The sequence below is a fragment of the Polaromonas sp. genome, from assembly GCF_029945925.1.
Lineage (GTDB): Bacteria > Pseudomonadota > Gammaproteobacteria > Burkholderiales > Burkholderiaceae_C > Polaromonas.
On record NZ_JAQSDN010000054.1, the window covers coordinates 98324 to 119037 of the forward strand.

21 protein-coding genes are annotated in these 20714 nt (G+C 64.5%); 12 read left to right on the top strand and 9 right to left on the bottom strand.

Going from position 1 to position 20714, the window contains the following annotated elements; genetic code table 11:
- Positions 1–31: 31 nt before the first annotated feature.
- Positions 32–907, bottom strand: coding sequence for an endonuclease/exonuclease/phosphatase family protein (locus PSV40_RS18895; RefSeq protein ID WP_300540728.1), 876 nt, complete (start codon positions 905–907; stop codon positions 32–34).
- 305 nt (positions 908–1212) lie between these two features.
- On the opposite strand from PSV40_RS18895, the gene PSV40_RS18900 reads away from it, so the two are divergent.
- Both PSV40_RS18900 and PSV40_RS18905 read left to right on the top strand, forming a co-directional pair.
- Positions 1213–1701 (top strand): hypothetical protein, encoded by a 489-nt coding sequence (locus tag PSV40_RS18900; protein ID WP_300540730.1) that lies wholly within the window; start codon positions 1213–1215, stop codon positions 1699–1701.
- 180 nt (positions 1702–1881) lie between these two features.
- Entirely contained in the window at positions 1882–2250 is a 369-nt protein-coding gene (locus PSV40_RS18905) for a glutaredoxin (protein WP_300540733.1), read from the top strand.
- Positions 2251–2399: 149 nt separating this feature from the next.
- On the opposite strand, the gene PSV40_RS18910 is transcribed toward PSV40_RS18905, so the two are convergent.
- From PSV40_RS18910 to PSV40_RS18925, 4 genes are all read right to left on the bottom strand, one after another.
- Positions 2400–3470, bottom strand: coding sequence for an NAD(P)H-dependent oxidoreductase (locus PSV40_RS18910; protein WP_300540736.1), 1071 nt, complete (start codon positions 3468–3470; stop codon positions 2400–2402).
- 275 nt (positions 3471–3745) lie between these two features.
- Positions 3746–4297: a Spy/CpxP family protein refolding chaperone gene (locus tag PSV40_RS18915; protein ID WP_300540739.1), complete on the bottom strand. Its 552-nt coding sequence runs from the start codon at positions 4295–4297 to the stop codon at positions 3746–3748.
- A 99-nt stretch (positions 4298–4396) separates the two neighbouring features.
- The gene (gene cueR / locus PSV40_RS18920) at positions 4397–4825 is read right to left on the bottom strand and encodes a Cu(I)-responsive transcriptional regulator (protein WP_366915049.1); all 429 of its coding nucleotides are present in this window, start codon (positions 4823–4825) and stop codon (positions 4397–4399) included.
- A 13-nt stretch (positions 4826–4838) separates the two neighbouring features.
- Positions 4839–5042 (bottom strand): cation transporter, encoded by a 204-nt coding sequence (locus tag PSV40_RS18925; RefSeq protein WP_300540745.1) that lies wholly within the window; start codon positions 5040–5042, stop codon positions 4839–4841.
- A gap of 157 nt (positions 5043–5199) precedes the next feature.
- Here PSV40_RS18925 and PSV40_RS18930 point away from each other — a divergent pair, with 157 nt between their 5' ends.
- The gene (locus tag PSV40_RS18930; RefSeq protein ID WP_300540748.1) at positions 5200–7491 is read left to right on the top strand and encodes a heavy metal translocating P-type ATPase; all 2292 of its coding nucleotides are present in this window, start codon (positions 5200–5202) and stop codon (positions 7489–7491) included.
- Positions 7492–7535: 44 nt separating this feature from the next.
- The gene (locus PSV40_RS18935) at positions 7536–8117 is read left to right on the top strand and encodes a hemerythrin domain-containing protein (RefSeq protein WP_300540751.1); all 582 of its coding nucleotides are present in this window, start codon (positions 7536–7538) and stop codon (positions 8115–8117) included.
- A 111-nt stretch (positions 8118–8228) separates the two neighbouring features.
- Here the strand turns inward: PSV40_RS18935 and PSV40_RS18940 are convergent, their stop codons facing one another.
- A complete protein-coding gene (locus PSV40_RS18940; protein WP_300540754.1) occupies positions 8229–9332 on the bottom strand; it encodes an alkene reductase in 1104 nt (367 codons plus the stop codon).
- Positions 9333–9577: 245 nt separating this feature from the next.
- Between PSV40_RS18940 and PSV40_RS18945 the strand changes: the two genes are divergently transcribed.
- Positions 9578–9820, top strand: a complete 243-nt coding sequence (locus PSV40_RS18945; RefSeq protein WP_300540757.1) for a type II toxin-antitoxin system ParD family antitoxin — start codon at positions 9578–9580, stop codon at positions 9818–9820.
- Positions 9820–10146, top strand: coding sequence for a type II toxin-antitoxin system RelE/ParE family toxin (locus tag PSV40_RS18950; RefSeq protein WP_300540760.1), 327 nt, complete (start codon positions 9820–9822; stop codon positions 10144–10146). The genes PSV40_RS18945 and PSV40_RS18950 overlap by 1 nt, the downstream gene beginning before the upstream one ends.
- Here the strand turns inward: PSV40_RS18950 and PSV40_RS18955 are convergent.
- Positions 10143–10793, bottom strand: a complete 651-nt coding sequence (locus PSV40_RS18955; protein ID WP_300540763.1) for a hypothetical protein — start codon at positions 10791–10793, stop codon at positions 10143–10145. The two genes, PSV40_RS18950 and PSV40_RS18955, sit on opposite strands and share 4 nt — an antisense overlap.
- Positions 10794–10860: 67 nt before the next feature.
- Between PSV40_RS18955 and PSV40_RS18960 the strand changes: the two genes are divergently transcribed.
- From PSV40_RS18960 to PSV40_RS18985, 6 genes are all read left to right on the top strand, one after another.
- Positions 10861–12600 (top strand): hypothetical protein, encoded by a 1740-nt coding sequence (locus tag PSV40_RS18960; protein WP_300540766.1) that lies wholly within the window; start codon positions 10861–10863, stop codon positions 12598–12600.
- A gap of 25 nt (positions 12601–12625) precedes the next feature.
- On the top strand, positions 12626–14179 hold the full coding sequence (locus tag PSV40_RS18965) for a site-specific DNA-methyltransferase (RefSeq protein WP_300540768.1): 1554 nt from the start codon (positions 12626–12628) through the stop codon (positions 14177–14179).
- Positions 14180–14187: 8 nt separating this feature from the next.
- The gene (locus PSV40_RS18970; protein ID WP_300540771.1) at positions 14188–16971 is read left to right on the top strand and encodes a DEAD/DEAH box helicase family protein; all 2784 of its coding nucleotides are present in this window, start codon (positions 14188–14190) and stop codon (positions 16969–16971) included.
- A 372-nt stretch (positions 16972–17343) separates the two neighbouring features.
- Positions 17344–17529: a DUF1328 domain-containing protein gene (locus PSV40_RS18975; RefSeq protein WP_096698340.1), complete on the top strand. Its 186-nt coding sequence runs from the start codon at positions 17344–17346 to the stop codon at positions 17527–17529.
- The gene (locus PSV40_RS18980) at positions 17530–17865 is read left to right on the top strand and encodes a hypothetical protein (protein ID WP_300540774.1); all 336 of its coding nucleotides are present in this window, start codon (positions 17530–17532) and stop codon (positions 17863–17865) included.
- A complete protein-coding gene (locus PSV40_RS18985; RefSeq protein ID WP_300540777.1) occupies positions 17846–18688 on the top strand; it encodes a transglutaminase family protein in 843 nt (280 codons plus the stop codon). Before PSV40_RS18980 ends, PSV40_RS18985 begins: the two co-directional genes overlap by 20 nt.
- Positions 18689–18724: 36 nt before the next feature.
- Here the strand turns inward: PSV40_RS18985 and PSV40_RS18990 are convergent, their stop codons facing one another.
- A complete protein-coding gene (locus PSV40_RS18990; protein WP_300540780.1) occupies positions 18725–19495 on the bottom strand; it encodes a class II aldolase/adducin family protein in 771 nt (256 codons plus the stop codon).
- Between the two features lie 180 nt (positions 19496–19675).
- A complete protein-coding gene (locus PSV40_RS18995) occupies positions 19676–20656 on the bottom strand; it encodes a helix-turn-helix domain-containing protein (RefSeq protein ID WP_300540783.1) in 981 nt (326 codons plus the stop codon).
- Between the last annotated feature and the right edge of the window lie 58 nt (positions 20657–20714).

Below are 20714 nucleotides of genomic sequence, written 5' to 3' on the forward strand. Positions count from 1 at the left end.
GTGGTCTCCGGTGCAGGCCCCTGATGCATGTTCAGAACTCGATTTCGGCGGCCAGCGGTGCGTGATCCGACAGGTGCGACCAGGGTTTGAGCGGCAGCACGACGGGCGAATGGCCGATCGCGTTGCGCACATAGATGCGGTCCAGCGGCAACACCGGAAAGCGCGCCGGGAAAGTGCGCGCCGCCTTGCCGTTGGCATTGACGAACACCTCGCGCATGGCGGCGCCTTGTTCGAGCACGGCGTGGGCGCGGCGGCGCCAGTCGTTGAAGTCGCCGGCCGCGATCACCGGCGCGCTGGCCGGGATGTCCTTGTGCACCATGTCGCAGAGCATGTGCAGCTGCTTGAGCCGGTGCGATTCGGCCAGGCCCAGGTGGACGCAGATGGCGTGGACATGGGTGTCGCGGCCGGGCACTTCCAGCACGCAGTGCAGCAGGCCGCGACGCTCGGGGCCGCTGATGGACACGTCGCGGTTCTCGAAGTGGACGATGGGAAACTTCGACAGCACGGCATTGCCGTGGTGGCCGTTGGTGTACACGGCGTTGCGGCCGTAGGCAAACTGCGGCCAGATGGTGTCGGCCAGGAATTCGTAGTGCGGCGTGGCCGGGTAGTTGGCGACGCGGCTTTCGTGCCGGGCGTGGGTGCCGGTGACTTCCTGCAGGAAGACCACATCGGCGCCGACCGTGCGTACCGCTTCGCGCAGCTCATGCAGGATGAACTTGCGGTTGAAGAAGGTGAAACCCTTGTGGATGTTGACCGTCAGGACCTTGATGGAAAAACTCAGGGCGGCGGTGGCAATGGCCTGCTGGGTCTGCGCCAGTGCCTCGGCCTCGTCGGGCGGCGCTTCCACCACGGAAACGGAGGGAGCGACGGTTTCGTTGGGCTGAAGAGGTTTTTCGGAAGAGGGCATGGCGCGGCTAAGGGGCAAAACCCTATTGTCGCGCGGCCGTGCCCAAAGGCTGTAGGACAGCAAGCTCATTTGCCGTGTGGCGGGGCGTTCGCCCGCATGTCAAGCGTCTGTAAAGGTCGGTGTCCTACGCCCGTCGGCGGGGCTTTCCGGCAGGTCGGCGCCGTCCTGGGCCGTAAATTTGCGTTACCCAGTTCCGACAAGGCGCTGGCGCCTGCAGACGCCTTCCCGGTGCCTTGCAGGCTGGCAGCGGCTTCAGAAGGTCACCACCTGTCCTGCGCTGCCTGTTTCATCACAAGGAGTTTGAAATGAACAAGTTTTCCATGCGTTCCCTTTCTGCCGCTGCGGCCCTGACCGCCACGCTGGCTTTTGCAGCCCATGCCCAGGTCGGTGTCGGCGCTGACGTCGGTGTGCGCACCGGTGTCAACAACAACATCAGCAGCGACGTTCGCGCCAACGCAGGCGTGGGAGTGAACGCCACCGCTTCTTCGTACGGAACGGCCACACGCAGCGACAGCTCGATGGGCGCCAACACTGACACACGTGCCGGTGCGCAGGTGTCGGGCAGCGGCGTCAAGGGCACGGTCAGCCGCACGGCCGACCGCGCTGAAAACGCGGTGGAACGCGGCGCCAAGGCGACCGCCCGAGTCGGTGCGCGCGCCGGCAACGCGGTGGGCAATACGGCCCGTCGTGCCGGCAACAGCATCCAGAACGCTTTGCCCGCCGGCGCGCGCGGCAATGGCCAGGCCAATGTGCAAGGCACGGGCGCCGTCGGCGGCCAGGCCGAAGCCAAGTAAGCTGCGCTGAACTGACGGTCCAGCGGGGCCGGGCCGCCGGGGCATGTTCCCGGTGACCCGGCCCCTTTTTTTTGCCCGCGGAGCAGGTGAATGCGCGCTGTGCCGTATGCTGCGTCTGGTTGCGGTCGTGGCCTCAGGCAGGCCACACCCCTGCCGCCCACCCACTGAAAGGATTTCCCCATGCCCCGCGCCATACTTGAGGAGTCCCGCATCCATCCGGCCATCCAGGGCAAGATCGCCCGCCATGAGCAGGCCATCGTGCAGGAAGTGCAGGCCGCCGTGGCCACCCATGCGGTGGTGGTGGTCGGCATGGCCATGAACCCGTTTCCGCGCAAGGCGCGCCGCGCGCTGGACGCGGCCGGGGTGGCGTACCACTACCTCGAATACGGCAACTACCTCAACACCTGGCGCAAGCGCAACGCACTGAAAATGTGGACCGGCTGGCCCAGCTTTCCCATGATTTTTGTGCGCGGCACCCTGATAGGCGGGGCGAGCGACCTGGACAAGCTGATTGCCAGCGGGGAACTCAAGGCCTTGCTGGGCGGCTGAAGCCGGCTTCAGCTGCAACGACAGACGTGGGGCCTCTCCCTTCAAGCAGGGGCCGCGGGTCTGGCTTTGCCAGCCCGCAGGCGCAGCGCCCCCTCGGGGGGCAGAGAGCTACGCGTAGCGAGCGAACGTGGGGGCTCTACGTCGGGGCCCTATTTTTGCCGTGGCCGGGAAAGCCCCTTGCCGGGGTGCGACAGGGTGCCGTCCCGCAGGGCCTTGACGGCGTTCGCCACCGCGCTGGCGACATTGCGCACCTCGGCCTGCATGGGCGCGTCGGCGTCCAGGGCGTCGTGGCTGGTGGCGTAAGGCGCGTAGTAGCCGACATAACGGTCCAGCCGTGCCTGGCTGCCAGCGTCGATCAGGCCCATCCAGTCCAGCCAGTCGGACAGGCCGCGCCGCACGCCCTCGATGCCTGCGACATCACCGTGCACGACCAGGCCGTAGGCGCGGCCGGCCAGGTGTTGGGGGTAGTCCCAGCCCTGGAGCTCCAGCGCTTTGGCCTCCAGGGCCTTCTTGCCGTGGGTGCTGGTGGGGTCGGGGTTGCCGCCATCGGCACAGACCAGCCGGTCCATCATCAGCTTGAGCGGGCTCGGCGACTGGTACCAGTAGACCGGCGTCACGATGATGACCGCATGCGCCGCCGTCCAGCGCTCGTAGATCTCGTTCATCCAGTCGCTGGTTTGGCCCAGGGCGTGGTTGGGGTAACAGCTGCAGGGCCAGTGGCACAGCGGCATGGCGGTGGACACGCAGCCTTTGCAGGGGTGGATGTTCAGGTGGTAGCTCGATGTCAGCAGGCTGAGGTCGAGCACATCGGTCTGGATCTGCGCCTGCGCGAGTGTTTCTTCGGCCCACTGCACCATGCGGAAGGTTTTCGAGATTTCGCCGGGGCAGGTGCCGTCGTTGCGGGCCGAGCCGCAGACCAGCAACACGCGCGAGGGGGTGGCCGGGTCTTGCCACGCCGCCTGGGTTTGTTCGATACGCGCCTTCGTCGCCAGCCACTCGACAGAGAGGTCGTAGTCCGGGTCCGCATAACCGGGGCCGGCCTTGCGGGTGCGGGGCGCCTTGCGGCCTTCCTGGTAGGCGTCCCAGGCAATCGCCTCAACGCGGGAGATTGCCTCGGCTTCGGCCTTGAAAGCCGGGTCCATGAAAGATTCCATGAAACGTTCATGGAACACGCTGCGCGATAAAGCGGCCGGCGCCTGGCCTTTGCGGATGGGGGTCATGGCGCCAGTTTAGGCAGGCAGCCCGGTGAAAAAACCAAGCTTGCACCTCGTCCTACGCGCGATTGCGTCGGCGTCTGGCGAGGCCGGAATTATTGGTAAAAAGCGCTTCCAGCCCAATACTCGTCTGCGCAAGTAGCTCCTGAAAACATAGCGCCTCAAGCACAGGCCGACAACAAAAAGGCCTGCACCGCGCCCGGAAGGGATGCGGCGCAGGCCGGAGTCAGGTTGCGGCCAGGGCGGGGTGGGCCGCCCTGGGGGTGCTGGACCTTGAAGGCTCAGCCTTTGTGATGCTGGCCGTGGTGTCCGCCCTGGCCCTTGCCGCCGCGGCCCATGCGCTGGCTGTCAAAAACCTTTTGCTGCTCGGGGCTGAGCGCGGCATAAAAGGTTTTGGTCGCCTCGCCGCGTTTGTCCATGGCGGCGTTCATCTCGGTCATGCGCTGGGCGCGCAGGGCACGCATCTTGTCGATGCGCTCGGGCGTGGTCAGTTTGTCGAACTCGGCCTTCATGGCAGCGCGGTCGGGACGGGCGCCGTGAACCGGCGGCTGCATGGACGCGGTGAAGTTCGTCCACGCGCCTTCCTGGGCCGGCGTGAGCTTGAGTTGGGCCTTGAGGTCGGCCTGGTGCTTGGCGATACGCGCCTGCATCTGGGCCGGATCGTGACGGCCCATGCGGTCGCCATGGTGGCCGCCGGCTTTGGCCGGAGCGCCTGCTGTGGCGGGTGCCGCTGGCGCGACGGTTTGTGCCGTGGCGGCCAGGGCCGCGGTGGCCATGATGCCGGCAAGAACCAGGCTTTGGACAGATTTCAGGGGTTTGAACATGGAGGTCATGAGAGCTTCCTTTCGGTAGAAGACAAGCCCGTTGCCGGGAGTGGCGTCAGGTTGAAGGGAAGTTTGCGCCGCCTGTGTAAGGGCGCCATGAGGCGCATGTCAGGATTTCGTAAAGTTTTTTGTCGGGACCGGGCTCAGGGGTGCGCCCGCCAGGTCGTCGAGAATGGGGCAGTCGGGCCGCGCGTCGCCGTGGCAGCAGTGGATCAGGTGACCCAGCGTCTGCTGCATGGCCTGCATGGCGGCGATGCGCTGCGCCAGCTCGTCGGCGTGTTTTTGCGCAATGCGCCGCACGCTTTCGCTGGCGCGGCGGCGGTTTTGCCACAGGCTGACCAGCTCAGCGATTTCCGGCATGGAGAAACCAAGCTCGCGCGAGCGCTTGATGAAGCGCAGCGTGTGGACCTCGGCGTCGCTGTACTGGCGGTAGCCGCTGTCGCTGCGGTGCACGTGCGGCAGCAGGCCCAGCGACTCGTAGTGCCGCACCATCTTGGCCGACACGCCGGAATGGCGTGCGGCTTCGCCGATGTTCATGACACCTGTCATGTCACGCCGGTTCGGCGACGGTGTAGCCTTCCTCGGCGATGGCCGCGGCGATCGCCTCGCGGGACAGGCCGGATGACACGTCCACCTTGCCGGCGGGGCGGTCGATGGTGACCTGGGCCTGGGGGTCGAGGGCCTTCACGGCCTGGGTGACGGCGCGTTCGCAGTGACCGCAGGTCATGCCTTGTACGTTGAAGCTCTGGTTCATGGGGAAGTCCTTTCGGTTTCAAATGGAGGAAGCCTGAAGCTTGAACCTTGCCATGATGGTAAGGTCAACCGGCCCGGAATAAAACCCCTGAAGCGCGTGGGGTTGATCCGGATCAAGGCTTGACCTTGCCATCATGGCAAGGTTGATCATCCACCCTATGACTACTTCCACCACCTCCACCCTCACCCTGGACCTCGGCGTCGGCGGCATGACCTGCGCGTCATGTGTATCGCGTGTCGAAAAGGCCCTGAAAAAACTCCCCGGCGTGCAGGACGCGACCGTGAACCTGGCGACCGAATCGGCGCGGGTGGTCTACGCGCCCTCGGCGCAGATGGATGCCCAGATCCGCCGCGCGGTGCGCAACGCCGGTTACGAGCCGGTTTCTCCCGAAGAGACGATGCCCGAGGACCTCTCGCCCTGGGCCGGCTTTGCGCCGGTGGCCATCGGCCTGCTGCTCTCGGCGCCGCTGGTCGTGCCCATGCTGGGCGACCTGCTGGGCAAACACTGGATGCTGCCCGCCTGGCAGCAGTTCCTGCTGGCGACACCGGTGCAGTTCATTCTGGGCGCGCGTTTTTACAAGGCCGGCTGGCATGCGCTGAAGGCGCTGACCGGCAACATGGACCTGCTGGTGGCCATTGGCACCAGCGCGGGCTGGGGCCTGTCCATGTGGCTGTGGCTCAGCGCCGAGGCCGACACGATGCCGCATCTTTATTTCGAGGCGTCGGCCGTGGTGGTGACGCTGGTGTTGCTGGGCAAGTGGCTGGAGGCACGCGCCAAGCGCCAGACCACGTCGGCGATACGCGCGCTGCATGCCTTGCGGCCCGAGGTCGCGCACGTGCTGCAGGGCACGGGCGAGGAAGCCGACCTGCCGGTGGCCGAGGTGCTGCTGGGCGACCGCCTGGTGGTGCGGCCGGGCGAGCGCATCCCGATGGACGGCCTGTTGCAGGAAGGGCAGACCCAAGTGGACGAATCCATGCTCACCGGCGAGCCGCTGCCGGTGACCAAGCAGCCCGGCGACAAGCTCACCGGCGGCAGCATCAACGGCGACGGGCGTGTGGTGCTGCAGGTGAGCGCCGTGGGCAGCGAAAGTGTGCTGGCCCACATCATCCGCCTGGTGGAAGACGCGCAGGCCGCCAAGGCCCCCATCCAGCGGCTGGTGGACCAGGTCTCGGCGGTGTTTGTTCCGGTGGTGCTGGTGATTGCACTGGCCACGCTGCTGGGCTGGCTGGCCGTGGGGACAAGCGTGGAAGTTGCGCTGATTCACGCGGTGGCCGTGCTGGTGATTGCCTGCCCCTGTGCGCTGGGCCTGGCCACGCCGGCAGCCATCATGGCGGGCACCGGGGTGGCGGCGAAAAACGGCATTCTGATCAAGGACGCGCAGGCACTTGAACTCGCGCACAAGGTCGATACGGTGGCGTTCGACAAGACCGGCACGCTGACGGTCGGACGGCCGCGGCTGGTGGCTTTCATCGTGCCCCCACGCTCCCCCGCTGCGCGTGGGTCGCTGCCCCCCGAGGGGGCCCTCGCGCCTTGGGGCGGCCCGGCGGCGCTCGCATCCACGCCCGATGTTGACGAGTCCGCGCAACTGGCCGTCGCCGCCAGCCTGCAAAGCGGCAGTGAACACCCGCTGGCGCGTGCCGTGGTGGCCGCCGCGCAGGAGCGCGGCATGACGGTGGCGCAGCCCGACGGCCTGCGCGCCGTGCCGGGCCGCGGCAGCGAGGGCGAGGTCGGCGTGCGCAGCTACCTGATCGGCAGCCTGCGCTGGATGGACGAGCTCGGTGTGGACCTCGGTGCGCTGGCGCCCGAGGCGCAGCGGCTGCAGGGCGAAGGCGCGACGCTGGCGCTGCTGGTGGAACGCACGACCGCGGGCCTGAGCCCCCGGGCGCTGATGGCGTTTGCCGACGAGCCCAAGGCCGGGGCCAAAGAGGCGCTGGCGGCGCTGCGTGCGCGCGGCATCCGCGTCGTGATGATTTCCGGCGACAACCAGGGCGCGGCGCTGGCCATGGGTGCGCGGCTGGGTCTGGGCGCCGACGAGGTGATGGCCGAGGTGCTGCCCGGCGACAAGGCGGCCCGGGTGGCGGAACTGAAGGCCGGCGGTCACACTGTCGTGATGGTCGGCGACGGCGTCAACGATGCCCCGGCGCTGGCCGCGGCCGATGTCGGCATGGCCATGGGCACGGGCACCGATGTGGCCATGCATGCGGCCGGCATCACGCTGATGCGCGGCGACGTGGCGCTGGTGGCCGGCGCGCTCGACATCTCGCACCGCACGGTCATGAAGATCCGGCAGAACCTGTTCTGGGCCTTTGCCTACAACGTGGCCGGCATCCCGCTGGCGGCGCTGGGTTTCCTGAGCCCGGTGGTGGCCGGCGCGGCGATGGCGCTGTCCAGCGTCAGCGTGATCTCGAACGCCCTGCTGCTCAAGCGCTGGCGGCTGCGCCGGGATTGACCTGGATCAAGGTTTGACGCCAAGGCCTGTGACAAGCTGCCGCCATGACCCATTCCGCCCTGCAAATCATCCGCGACGAGCACGCGGCCGTGGCCGCCGTGTTGCGTTCCCTCGTCATGATGATGGAGCGTGGTCCGGGCGACGAGCCCGAGCGCTTTTTTGACGTGGTGCGTGCGATGCTGTTTTACATCGACGAGTTTCCCGAGCGGCTGCATCACCCGAAGGAGTCGGACCTGCTGTTTCCCCGGTTGGCGCGCGTGGCGCCCGAACTGATGCCGGTGATACGCCGGCTCGAATCCGACCACATGCAAGGCGAGGGCAAGGTGCGCGAATTGCAGCACCTGCTGCTGGCTTGGGAGCTGATTGGCGAGACGCGCCGCGCCGCCTTCGCCGAGGCGGCGCAGGCCTATGTGGGCTTTTACCTCGACCACATGCGCACCGAGGAAACGCAGATCCTGCCGGCGGCCCAGAAGGTCCTGACGGCCGACGACTGGGTGCAGCTGGACGCGGCGTTCCAGCATGAACGCGACCCGCTCGCCGGCGGCATGCGCGACCCCTGTTACGACAGGCTGTTCACACGCATCGTGCTGACCGCGCCTGCGCCCATCGGTGTCGGTGCCACATAAATTCCCTCGAAAAGTGCCTGCAGCCCGCGGCTGGCGGGCGTAACCAGCTATTTATTTTGTAGCAATGCAGGCCAGGCGGCAGGGTCAAGCTGCCGCCGGGTTGATGCCGGCTCAGGCCAGGGCAGGGTAGTCGGTGTAGCCCTTGGCACCGCCGCCATAGAAGGTGGCCTTGTCGGGGGTGTTGAGCGGCGCGTTCTCGCGCAGGCGGCGTACCAGGTCGGGGTTGGCGATGTAGGCCTTGCCGAAAGCGACCAGGTCGGCGCCGTCCTGCATGGCCTGGTCGGCCAGGGCCTGGTCGTAGCCGTTGTTGACCATCCACGCGCCCTTGCCGCCTGCGGCGCGGTAGGCCGCCTTGAGCGCGGCGTAGTCAAACGGCCGTTCGGGCAGGTCGCGCGGGCCGCCGGTGGCGCCTTCGATGATGTGGATGTAGGCCAGGTTCAGCGTGGCCAGTTCGCGGATCACGTAGTCGAACAGTAGCTGCGGGTCGGCATCGAACGCGTCGTTGGCCGGGGTCACTGGTGACAGGCGAATGCCGGTGCGGCCGCCGCCGATCGCGCCGGTGATGGCGCGGGTGACCTCCAGCAGCAGGCGGGCCCGGTTCTCAATGCTGCCGCCGTAATCGTCGGTGCGCTGGTTGGAGCCGCTCTTGAGGAACTGGTCCAGCAGGTAGCCGTTGGCGCCGTGGATCTCCACGCCGTCGAAGCCGGCGGTTTCGACCGCGTTGCGCGCCGCCGCCTGGTAGGTGTGCACGATGCCGGGCAGTTCCTGCGCCTGCAGGGCACGCGGCTCGGAGGTATCGACAAAGGTCGGCACGCCGTTCTTGATCAGCACGGTCTTGGTTTTGGCGGTGATGGCCGAGGGTGCCACCGGCTTGCCGCCATGGGGTTGCAGGTCGGTGTGCGAGACGCGGCCCACATGCCAGAGCTGGACCACGATCTTGCCGCCGGCCTTGTGCACGGCGGCGGTGACTTTTTTCCAGCCGTCGAGCTGCTCGGTGCCGTACAGGCCCGGCACGTCCGAGTAGCCCTGGCCCTCGTGGCTGATGGCTGTGGCTTCTGTGATCAAGAGGCCGGCGCTGGCGCGCTGGGTGTAGTACTCGGCCATCAGCGGCGTGGGAATGGCGTCAGGTGCGCGGTTGCGCGTGAGCGGCGCCATGACGATGCGGTTGGCAAGGTGCAGGTCACCGGCCTGGACGGGGTCGAACAAAGTAGGCATGAAAGGGTTCCGATGAAAAAGGGGCAACAGTCTGCAGTGTGGGCGGTTTTGAATTTGCCGGTGGCCCGCGGGGCTGCTGGTTTCGTGTTATCCGCGCAAGCCGGTTCAGGGTTCAGGCAAGTTAGCGCATTCCTGTCGCGCGCCGTTTGATCTGGCCCAAAGGGACGTTGATCGGTGGGAAACAGTCCCGGTGGGTGAGGAGGCCTGTTTTGCCAAAATTTGCCAAAAGTGCTAGGCTTTAGCCCATGAGCACCATGAATATTTCCCTGCCCGATGGCCTGAAGGCTTTTGTGGATGAGCTTGTCCAGACGGAGGGCTACGGCACCTCCAGCGAATATATGCGCGAGTTGATTCGGCGTGACCAGGAGCGGCGCCAGTTCAAGGAGCATTTGCTTGTTGGCATGCGCGCCGGTGTCGAGGGGCCTATGGACGCGGCTTTTTTTGCCGCCCTGCGCAAGCGCGCGAATCCTGCGCGCAAAGCCACTTGATGGCGGGCATCAAGCCTGCGCTGCACAGCCCGCAAGCGAGCGTGGATATTGAAAACACCATTGACTACTACCTGGTCGAAGCGCCCCACATGGTGGAGCATTTCGTCGATGCGCTGGAAAACGCCATTGCGCATATTCAACGTTCACCGGGTACGGGCTCGCCACGCTACGCGGTTGAGCTCAATATCCCTGGTTTGCAGTTCTGGACCTTGGCCAACTTTCCTTTCAGCCTGTTTTACATGGAGCACGATGACCATCTGTGGGTCGTCCGCCTGGTCCACATGAGCCGGGATATTCCGCCGTCTCTGCAGGCCGGCGTGGTTTAGGGGGCTTCGACCCAGACTCTTTCAGCTTCGCCGAGATCATTGAAGGCCGCTGCCTCAATCAGATCGACTGGCACCTCTTCGTCGCGCTCCCAGGCTGCCGCTGCCGCGGTGGGCTGGCCCATGATCCCGGGACGTTCGGGCAGGCTGCCGCGCCCCAGCAAATCGCCGACGATGGCTTCCCGGACAAACGGCGACAGGCCTACGCCCGCGTGTCTGGCCAGAATATCCAGATCGTTGCGCATCTGCTGACTGATCCAGACCTTGAACGCCACGGTGTTTTTGCCCAGTTGCGGCACCTTGTAAACCCAGCGGCCAGCACCGCGATCAACTGCGGATCGACTGAACATGATGGCTGGTTCGCTTTCTGCCCGCCCTGCGCGAATACGCTGCGCCAGCACGGCAACGCGCCCATAGACATAAGCCGTCAAGCGCGCGCGAACCCAGTTTGACTGGCTGACGCCTTCGTAGTCAGCGGCCCACTTCAGCGTGCGCGCGACCAGTTCGGGGAGCCAGATTTTGATGGCCACCTGTTGTCCATCCAGGCTGGACAGATCAGGTACTTGCGCCAGCATGCCTTCCTCCGCCTGCGAGCGCTCACTGACTGGTTTGACCGCGATGGGCTGCGATTTTTTCAGGAACCACCACATGGACAAACTCCGGTGCAATTTGAGGGGAAGTCTGGTTTGAGGGCCGCTGTTCTTCTAACCTTGATGCATGAAGACGCTCAACGACTCTCCCCTTCAGTTTGACACGAAAGGCGGCATTGGCTTTCGCGTGTCCAGTAGCGCAACCCGCAAACGACTTGGCCGGGCAGGAGTACATGTCAAGACCGAACCCCCAAGGCCGACACTGACTGGCCGAGTCTTCGACGACATTGTTGGCCTGGGCAGCGCAGCGTTGATCCCCCATGTCCGGCAACTCCTGGAGAAGGACAGCGTGCGGGTGATTCATCAGAGCGACACCGTGACCCGAATCAGGGTGTGCGGTGCACTGGACTATGTCATCGACCGCATCCAGCACCAGGTTTGGGTTGAACCCGCGCCGCTCACCCGGCAAGAGCGTGCCGCCAAAGAACAAGCGCCGTGGTACCACCCATTGAACGGCAAAAGGCATGACGCCGACCTGCTTGATCCCCTGTGTAAACCCATGTGGTTGAACTACATTGCCGCGCGTCCAGGCTGGTTTGGTTATGCGTTTGCGCGTCACAAAGGCACACAAAAGCAGCTTTTTACCGAGCAGGACGAGATGGCATTGGCGCTGCAGAGGGTCATCCGCACGACATGGCGTCACATCGCCTGTGACAAGGCCTTCATTTTGTTGCGGCACTGCTTGGTCACTGCCTTGACACTGCAACTGGGCCCAAGCACGGTCAGCCTGGCCATGCGCTCACGCCAGCGTACCAAAAACATGGCACTGGATGCCAGACACATGAGCCTGGTGCTGCGTCACCAGCAAGCATTTGCATCCATGGCGCGTGAGAACCCCAGGCTGTTGCCCGCGCTGACCGCCTGGCTGCTGCATGATGAAAACGACAGTGCGGCCACCTCTCTGAAGTTGCACGATGCCCTGCCCCTCATGCGGCGTGACCTGCTGGCTGCTGGCCTGCAACCGAAGGCCTGGCGCTACCTGGCGCAACACGGCTTCAAGCAACTGCAACCCCACAATTTGTCTTACGCGCATTGGGCCTCCATGCTGCAAACCTTGCACGCGCTCGACGCGGCGCGCTGGCCGGCACTGCCACCGCGCGGTTTCTTGCGCCTGCTGCACGACACAGCAGGCCACCCCCTGCACTACGAGGACACATGTGACCGCATTGCCGCTGGCTGGTTTTGGCAAGTGGCGTGTGATGCGGCCCATGCCTGCAAGGGCGACACTGCCGAATACAGCTATCTGTTTGACTGCATACCCGCATGGGCCTGGATGGTGCGTCACTACCAGCTGAGGCCCGATAAAAACCAGCGCCGCAAAGGACGGGCGTGGCTGGAGTTCATGAGCGACGTGTTGCAGAGCATGGCGTTGGAACAGGATGTACCCGCGTGGGCGCTGTGGCTGCCGCCTGACGGCTGGGACGACAGCCACAGGCACAAAATTGTGCCGCTACAGTCCCCCCAGGCGCTGCTGCGTGAAGCCATTGAACTGCACAACTGCGCCGATGCCTACCAGGACCGCTGCCGCGCCGAAAGCCACATTTTGATCAGCCTGCGTTTGCGGGCGACCGACAAGCCCGTGGCCCTGGCCTGCATCGAGCGGCGCGGCTGCAACTGGGTGCTGGGCCAGCTGGCAGGCCCGTGCAACCAGCCGGTGCGCCGCTGGGTGCAGCAAATTGCGCAAGAGGCCGTTGCATGGGTGCGCTACCATCACAGCCAACGCCCGCCTGTAGCTGTGCAGCCGCAGGGCAGTGACGACATCAACGACGATATCAACGAAGAGCACCTCCTGTTCGAAGATCCATGACACCCAGCGCTTTGAAACCCACCTCATGAACCTGCCAGACCAGGGCCTGCAACTCGGCTGGACCGGCAAAACCGCCGCCCAGCGCGTGGCCCGCCAAACGCCTTTTCATGCGCTCGAGCCCGTCAGCACCCACGGCACACCGGGCAGCGGCAACCTGCTGGTACAGGGCGACAACCTGCAGGCCCTCAAGGCGCTGCTGCCGTTTTACAAGGGCCGCGTGAAATGCGTCTTCATTGACCCGCCCTACAACACCGGCAGCGCATTCGAGCATTACGACGACAAGCTGCAGCACTCACAGTGGCTGAGCATGATGCTGCCCCGGCTGGAGCTGCTCAAGGACTTGTTAAGCGCCGACGGCAGCATCTGGGTAACGATTGATGACAACGAAGGCCATTACCTCAAGGTGTTGATGGATGAGGTTTTTGGGCGGGGGAATTTCGTAACGTCGATTTGCTGGGAGAAAATTTACACATTAAAAAACACGGCGCGTCTGTTTTCAGAGCAGCACGATCTGATGTTTGTATATGCGAAATCATTGTCAACTTTTGCAATGAACCATCTCCCGCGGGACGAAAAGCACAATTCTCTTTTTAAAAATCCTGATCAAGATTCGCGAGGAATCTGGCAAGACAGTGCGCTTCATGCTAGAAATTTTTACAGCAAGGGCAGCTACCAAGTTAGTAGCCCGAATGGAAAAATATTCACGCCGCCTCCAGGGCGTTATTGGACGGTGTCGGAAGATAATTTTCGTGCTCTTGACGATGAGGGCCGTATTTGGTGGGGAAAGGAAGGCGGTAATGCGCCACGTAAGAAGGCGTTCTTGACTGAGGTAAAAGCCACCATAGTGCCAGGCACAATTTGGACTTATCAGGAGGCAGGTCAAAACGCTGAAGCCAAGGCCGAAATCAAATTGCTTTTTGCCGAGACTGCTGAAATATTCATCACGCCGAAACCCGAAAAACTGATTCGACGCGTGTTGACGATTGCAACCAACCCCGGCGACCTCGTCCTCGACAGCTTCCTCGGTTCAGGTACCACCGCCGCCGTGGCCCACAAAATGGGCCGCCGTTGGATAGGTATCGAGATGGGCGAGCATGCCGAAACGCACTGCTTGCCGCGCCTGCAAAAAGTCATTGAGGGCGAGCAGGGCGGCATCAGCACCGCCGTCAACTGGCAGGGTGGCGGCGGCTTTCAGTTCATGCGGCTGGGGCCGGCCATTTTCACCGCGCAGCGGCGCATTGCACCCGACGTAAGTTTTGCCGCGCTGGCTGCGCTGGTCTGGCATGTGGAAACCGGGCAACCTGCCGCGCACGCACTTTCAGCCGCGTTGCTCGGTGTACACGAGGGCACGGCCTGCTACCTGCTGTACAACGGCGTGCTCGGTGACAAGCGGCCCGCGGCCGGCAATGTGCTGACCGACGCGGTGTATCGCCACCTGATGGCCACGCACCCGCACGCCGGGCCTCTGGTGGTGTATGGCGAGGCGACGCAAATGGGGCCGGCCCGGCGCGCGGCCTTGCGGCTGACCTTCAAACAGCTGCCCTATGACCTGAAGCAACTGCAAAGCGGGGGTACGTGATGAGCGCGATGAACACCCAAGCCCTGACCCTCAAGAAATACCAGGCAGAGGCGCTGAACACGCTCGAAGCGTTTTTGCAGGCCAGCACGGCCGGTGACGGCAGTGAGCCCAGCGCAAACCTGGCACTGGCTTATGCCGACGCACTGGCGGCACAACAACGCCGCGTGAGCGGAAATCCGGGTGATGGCGGCGAGGCGCCTTACCGCGATTCATTTGCCAAAGCCGAGGGCGCGCGTGCGGCTGTGCCGCATGTGTGCCTGCGCATACCTACAGGCGGCGGCAAGACCATTTTGGGCGCCCATGCCATTGGCCGCATCGCGCGCACGCTGGGGCCGCAGCAGTTGTGGGGACAACGACCCGTGGTGCTCTGGCTGACGCCGACGGACATGATCCGCGAGCAAACGCTGGATGCCCTGCAACAGCCGGGCCACCCTTATGCGCTGGCGCTTGGCGAACACTTTGGCACCGATGTGACGGTGCTGGAACTGGAGCAGTTTGCCGGCCTGTCACCCGAGGACTGGGGACACAAAACCGTGGTGCTGGTGGCAACCATACAGGCCTTTCGCGTCAAGAGCACGCAACTGAGGCAGGTGTACAGCTATGACGATGCCTTGCCCCGGCACTTCAAGCGTCTGGCGCAGGCCGCACCGCAGGCGATGACCGGGCTGGAGCTGCTGACGGCTGCCGATGTGAACCGTTATGAAGGTGACCCGCTGACCGATGTCGATATTGGCCAGCCCAAGGCCTCGCTGGCCAACCTGCTGTTTGTGCTGAGGCCGGCCATCATTGTTGATGAAGCGCACAACGCCCAAACAGACACCAGCTTCAAGACACTGGCGCGCTTCAACCCGGCCTGCATCATCGAGCTGACGGCCACGCCGCTGCCAGAGACCAATGTGCTGCACCGCGTGAGCGCGTGGGAGCTGAAGCAGGCCGACATGATCAAGCTGCCGGTGGTATTGGTGCACCACCAGGGTGACTGGCAGGCGGTGGTGCGTGATGCGCGCTTGCAGCGCGACAAGCTGGAGGCGTTGGCACGGATGGAGCCACAGCACATTCGGCCCATCATGCTGCTGCAGGCGCAGGACATTTCAGGCACCGTGACACCGGAGGCATTGAAAAAGCACCTGGTTGAAGTCGAAAGGATTCCCGCTGATCAGATTGCGATTGCCACCGGCAAGATCAAGGAACTGGCCAATGTGAACCTGATGGCTGCTGATTGCCTGATTCGCTACGTCATCACCGTTGAGGCGCTTAAGGAGGGCTGGGACTGCCCGTTTGCCTACATCTTGTGTTCGCTGCAGAGCGTGCGCAGTGGCAAGGATGTGGAGCAGTTGCTGGGCCGCGTGTTGCGCATGCCGTATGCGAAAAGGCGCGTGAGCGAGGAGCTGAACCGGGCCTGGGCCTTTGTGGTGTCGCCAGACTTTCAGGCCGAGGCTCTGGCGCTGCGCGACAAGATGGTGGCCAGCATGGGCTTTGACGCACTGGAAGCGGCGCAGGCGGTGCTGCCAGCGACAGAACCGCTGTTTAATGACCCGGGGCTGCCGCTGTTTAACCAGACGCAAACGCGGCCAACAGACCTGGTCATCACGCTGCCTGCTTCGCTGGACATCAGCAAGGTGCCCTTGCCCGAAGCCGCCCGGCTGGTGCAGCACGGCGAACATGTTCAGGTGATTTGCCGAGACGACGTGAAGCCCGATGAGGCGGCGGCAATGGTGGCGGCACTGCCGAAGGCGCACCAGGAGCGGGTCAAGCGCGAGATTGATGACCACAACGCGATGGTGACCATGTTACAGGCGCCAAGCACGCGGCGCCTGCCGTTTGCACCGCTGCCGCAACTGGTGATTGATCTTGACGGCAGCTGGCAGCTGGTGGAAAGCGAGACGCTGGCCAACCTTGCAGGTTTTTCCTTGCTGGGCGAGCCGGTGACTGGCCTGGCCGCCTACAACCCGCAGGATTACGCGCGCATGGCGACGCTGGATACGTCTGCCCGGCAGAAGATCGAGATTGAGCTGGCGTCAACCCAGCTTGCGCTTGATGGGGTGAGCACCAGCATCACCGAAACCGATTTGATCGGCAGACTGGCCGAAGAGGTACGCACCGAGTACACGGTGCCCGGCGAGCTGGATGGCTACCTGGCGCGCGTGCTGCTGCATCTGCGGCGCGATGCCGGGCACACGTTGACGGGCCTGGTACGGCACCAGCATGAGTTGGCACGGGCGATCTCAACGGACATCGCCATCCGCATCGCCAACGCACGCAAGAAGGGTTTTGGCGTGGCGATGTCGCTGGACATGTTCAGCGAGCCGGCCATGAAGGAAGGGATGACTGACGGTTTCAGGCATGAGTTCCGCTTCAACCCTGACTACTATCCGGCGCGCCCGCCTTACTACGACGGCAGTGTGAAATTCAAGAAGCATTACTACCCTTTGATAAATGATCTGCGCGACGGCGGTGAAGAATGGGAGTGCGCCGTGGCGATTGAAGGCCTTGCACCTGTGAAGCAATGGGTGCGCAATGTCGAGAGAGACCGGCTCAACTCGTTCTGGTTGCCGACATCCAGCGACTACTTCTACCCCGACTTCGTGTGCGAACTGACCGACGGCCGAAAGCTGGTGGTGGAGTACAAGGGCGGTCACCTCATCGACGGCCCCGATGCGACCGAGAAGGCGCGCATCGGCGAGCGCTGGGCAGCCACCAGCCAGAACGGTAGTTGCATTTTTGTGCAGGTCAGCAAAGCCGACCCCCTGAAAAGAAGCCTGGAAAAGCAGTTGCTGGATGCGCTTGGCTGAACCCAGAGGGCCCAGGCTTGACTCCGTGTCCCGCCTGATCTTGTGACGCTTTACTTCAGCGGCCTGCGTGTTGCATCGCCGTCTGCACGGCAGGGTGCGCCGCCAGGGCCTGAACGCGCTCTTCGGCAAGCAGGGCTGGCGCCACGCCCGGTCGCCGGGCTTGTGGTTAAAACCGGCATCAGCCCTTTTCCTGCCTGCGCCGGCAGCTATGAAAAGAGGAGTGCGCCGGGTTGTCCGGTTTGTCCTACACCGGCGTGCGCCGGCTGCTGATTCGGCGCGCGCGGCCCGCCGCCTACCATCTTCCTTGCTGTTGCGAGTCTTGCCTGGCGCCCACTTGCCTGGCGCCTTTTCATCCTTTCAGGGAGAAACACCATGTTGAAGTACGCCATTGTTTTCGCCATCATTTCGCTGATTGCCGGGGCCCTGGGCTTTGGCGGTATTGCGGCTGGCTCGGCCGGCATTGCCAAAATCCTGTTCGGCCTGTTCCTGATCCTGGCCGTGGTGTTTATCGTGCTGGCAGCGCTCGGTGTGGGTGCGGCCAGGAAGGCACTCAAGTAAATGCCGCTGTCACTGACTGCCGGCGTCATGTCCCAGGTGCCTTCGCCCCCGCCTTCCGGCCAGAGCCGCCACGTCGTAGTCCGGCGGGTGGATCGCCTGCGGGCCAGCCTGGCGCAACTGCTGCTGGTGACGCGACTGCGCGCCCTGACCCGGCGCAGCCTGACGGTGGATTTGCTGGAACGCGCCGCCCATGTGATTTTCGTGACCTGCAAAAGCTGGTTTCTGCCGTCGCCGGACCGCGGCGGGCAGGTGCCGCCGGCGGCCACCGGCGCGCCGGTTTCGCCGCCCTCCGACTACAACAAGAAAAAGGACCTTGATGCACACCGCCACGATTGACTGCCTGCTGGACTACGACGTTGTCAGCCCCACCCATTTCTGTTTCAGCATCGAGGCGGCCTTTCACGAGGCGCACCGCGTGGTGGAGGAGCGCCTGACCGTGACGCCCAGCGTCAAGGTGCGCCATTTCTGTGACGAGCGCAGCGGCAACCGTTTTTTCCGGCTCGACGCCTCGCGCGGCCAGTTGTCGGTGAACTACCACGCGCAGGTGGAGCTTCACCATGCGCCAGTGCCCTTGCACCTGGAGGAAGCGGCGGTGACGGCGGTGCCCGACGATGTTTTGCGTTACCTGATGCCCAGCCGCTACTGCGAGTCCGACATCATGAGCCGCGCCGCGCAGCAGCTGTTCGGCCACCTCTCGCCGGGCCTGTCGCGGGTGCGGGCCATTGAAAGCTGGATCCACGATTCCATCCATTACCTGCCGGGCTTCAGCAATTCCACCACCACGGCGCAGGAGGTGTTTGTGCAGCGCGCCGGCGTCTGCCGCGACTTTGCGCACCTGGGCATCACCTTTTGCCGCGCGCTGAACATTCCGGCGCGGCTGGTGGTCGGTTATGTCTATTTTGACGAGCCGCCCCAGGACTTCCATGCGGTGTTCGAGGCATGGCTCGATGGCCGCTGGGTGCTGTTCGATGCGACACGCATGGCGCCCAACGATCGCCTGGTGCGTGTCGGCACCGGGCGTGATGCCAAGGACGTGGCCTTTGCCACGATTTTCGGCAACGTGCAGATGCTGCGCAAGGAACTGGTGGTGGACCAGGGCGATAGGTCGGCAGGCCAGGCGACCGATCCCTTGCCATCGGCCCTGTCCATGGCCGCCTGAACGGCCTGCTGGTCAGCGCTTCAGCCCTTCAGGATTTCAGGACTTGTAGCCTTCGTCGATCCGGTCCAGCTTGCGGATCAGCGAGGGCCAGGCAAAGGCGCCGCCCAGGCCGCCGGTCTGCACCCGCATGGCTTCGGCCACGCCCTTGACGATTTGCGGGTTCACCGCGATCAGTTCGCCGCCCGCTTGGGCGTCGAGCTGGATGCGGCAGGTGTTCTCGAAGGTGTACATGGAGAGAAAAGCGTCGGCAATTGTCTTGCCGACCACCAGCAGCCCGTGGTTGCGCAGCATCAGGAAGTTGGCCGTGCCCAGGTCTGCCTGAAGGCGCGGTTTTTCATCGTCGCGAAAGGCCACGCCTTCGTACGCGTGGTAGGCCAGCGAGCCCAGCACAAAGGTGGACTGCTGGCTGATCGGCAACACCCCGCATTTCTGCGCGCTGACGGCGACACCGGCGCGGGTGTGGGTGTGCAGCACGCAGCCGGCGTCGGGCCGGGCTTCATGCACCGCGCTGTGGATCACGAAGCCGGCCGGGTTCACCGGGAAGGCCGAATCAATCACCTTGTTGCACTGTTCGTCCACCTTGACCAGGCTGGACGCGGTGATCTCGTCGAACATCAGGCCGTAGGGGTTGATCAGGAAGTGGTGCGCGCCGGCGCCGCTGACCGATTCGGGCAGCTTGGCGCTGATGTGGGTGAAGACCAGGTCGCTCCAGCCGTACAGCGCCACCAGCCGGTAGCAGGCGGCCAGGTCGCAGCGCAATTGCCATTCTTCGGCGCTGACAACTTCCTTGAGGGAGGGAATATGCATGGGGGGGTCTCCTGAATGGGTGTGATGCTGCACGATACGCCAGCGCGGTGGCGGTGACGGTCACCGGTTTGACAAGCGCCGGACTGGCCTGTGCTGATCCCGGGACGCTATAAAAATAAGAGCTGTCGGCGCCCGTTCCATAAGGGCTACAGGCTAATTTGATCCTGAATCGAGGCCGACTCAGTGTCTCAGCAGCCCGGCGGCCACGTTGAGCAGCCAGGCCTGCCGGAATTCACTGGGGCTCAGGCCGGTGTGCCCGCGGAACACGCGGCTGAAATGCGAGAGGTTGCTGAAACCCCAGGACAGCGCAATGTCGGTGATGGGGCGCGCCTGCGGCCCGCTTTGCTGCAGCTCGCGGATGCAGGCCTCGAGGCGCAGGTGCAGGATGTAGCTGGCCAGCGTGTCGGTTTCACCGGCGAAGGCGTTGTGCAGGTGGCGCTTGCTGCAGTTGAGCGCATGCGCGATCTGTTCGATGGACAGGGCCGGGTCGCGCAACCGGGTGCTGACGTAGGCGCGGATGCGGTCCTTCAGGGCCTCGCGCTGCGTCACGGCCGTGGCCTGCCCGGCGAGTTCGATCAGCGACAGGCGCACCAGCTGGGCGATCAGTTCGCCGGCACCGCGGGCGGCGGCCGCGCTCATGTTGGGCAGCTCCTGGTAGGTGCTGCGCATGGTGGTGAGCGCCACGCGGGCGATGCCGCTGGCGCCGCCCACGTGGCGTGCCATCAGGTTCTCCAGCGGCAGGCCGCGCTCGATGATCTGGGCCTTGGGCAGCATCACGATCAGGTGTTCCACACGTTCGGGGTTGTCCACCGCGTAGGAGCCGGTGGTGTCGTAAATGGTCCAGGCACCGGGGCTGACCCAGGCGCGCCGGCCCATCTGCTCGACACCGGCGCGACCCTGCAGCGGCGCCACGATCTTGAGGTAACCGGCATCGCTGGTGCGCACCATGTCCGGGGTGCGCACGACCCGGTGACGGTTTGCTTCCAGCCGGGTCAGCACCACGTCACCCGCCTGGGCAGACACCATTTCGCCGTCGAAGTCGGTGTCGCCGTAGAGGTCGGATTCCAGACCGCCGAAATGTTTCCATACCCACTCGCGCCAGACGGGCGCGCGTTCGCGCGGCGCGAAATTGTCGGTGGATACCAGTGTGGCCGCGGTCATGATGCCTCCTGCCGAGCCGCCTCAAAGGAGGCATGCGCCCCCTCGGGGGGCAGCGAAC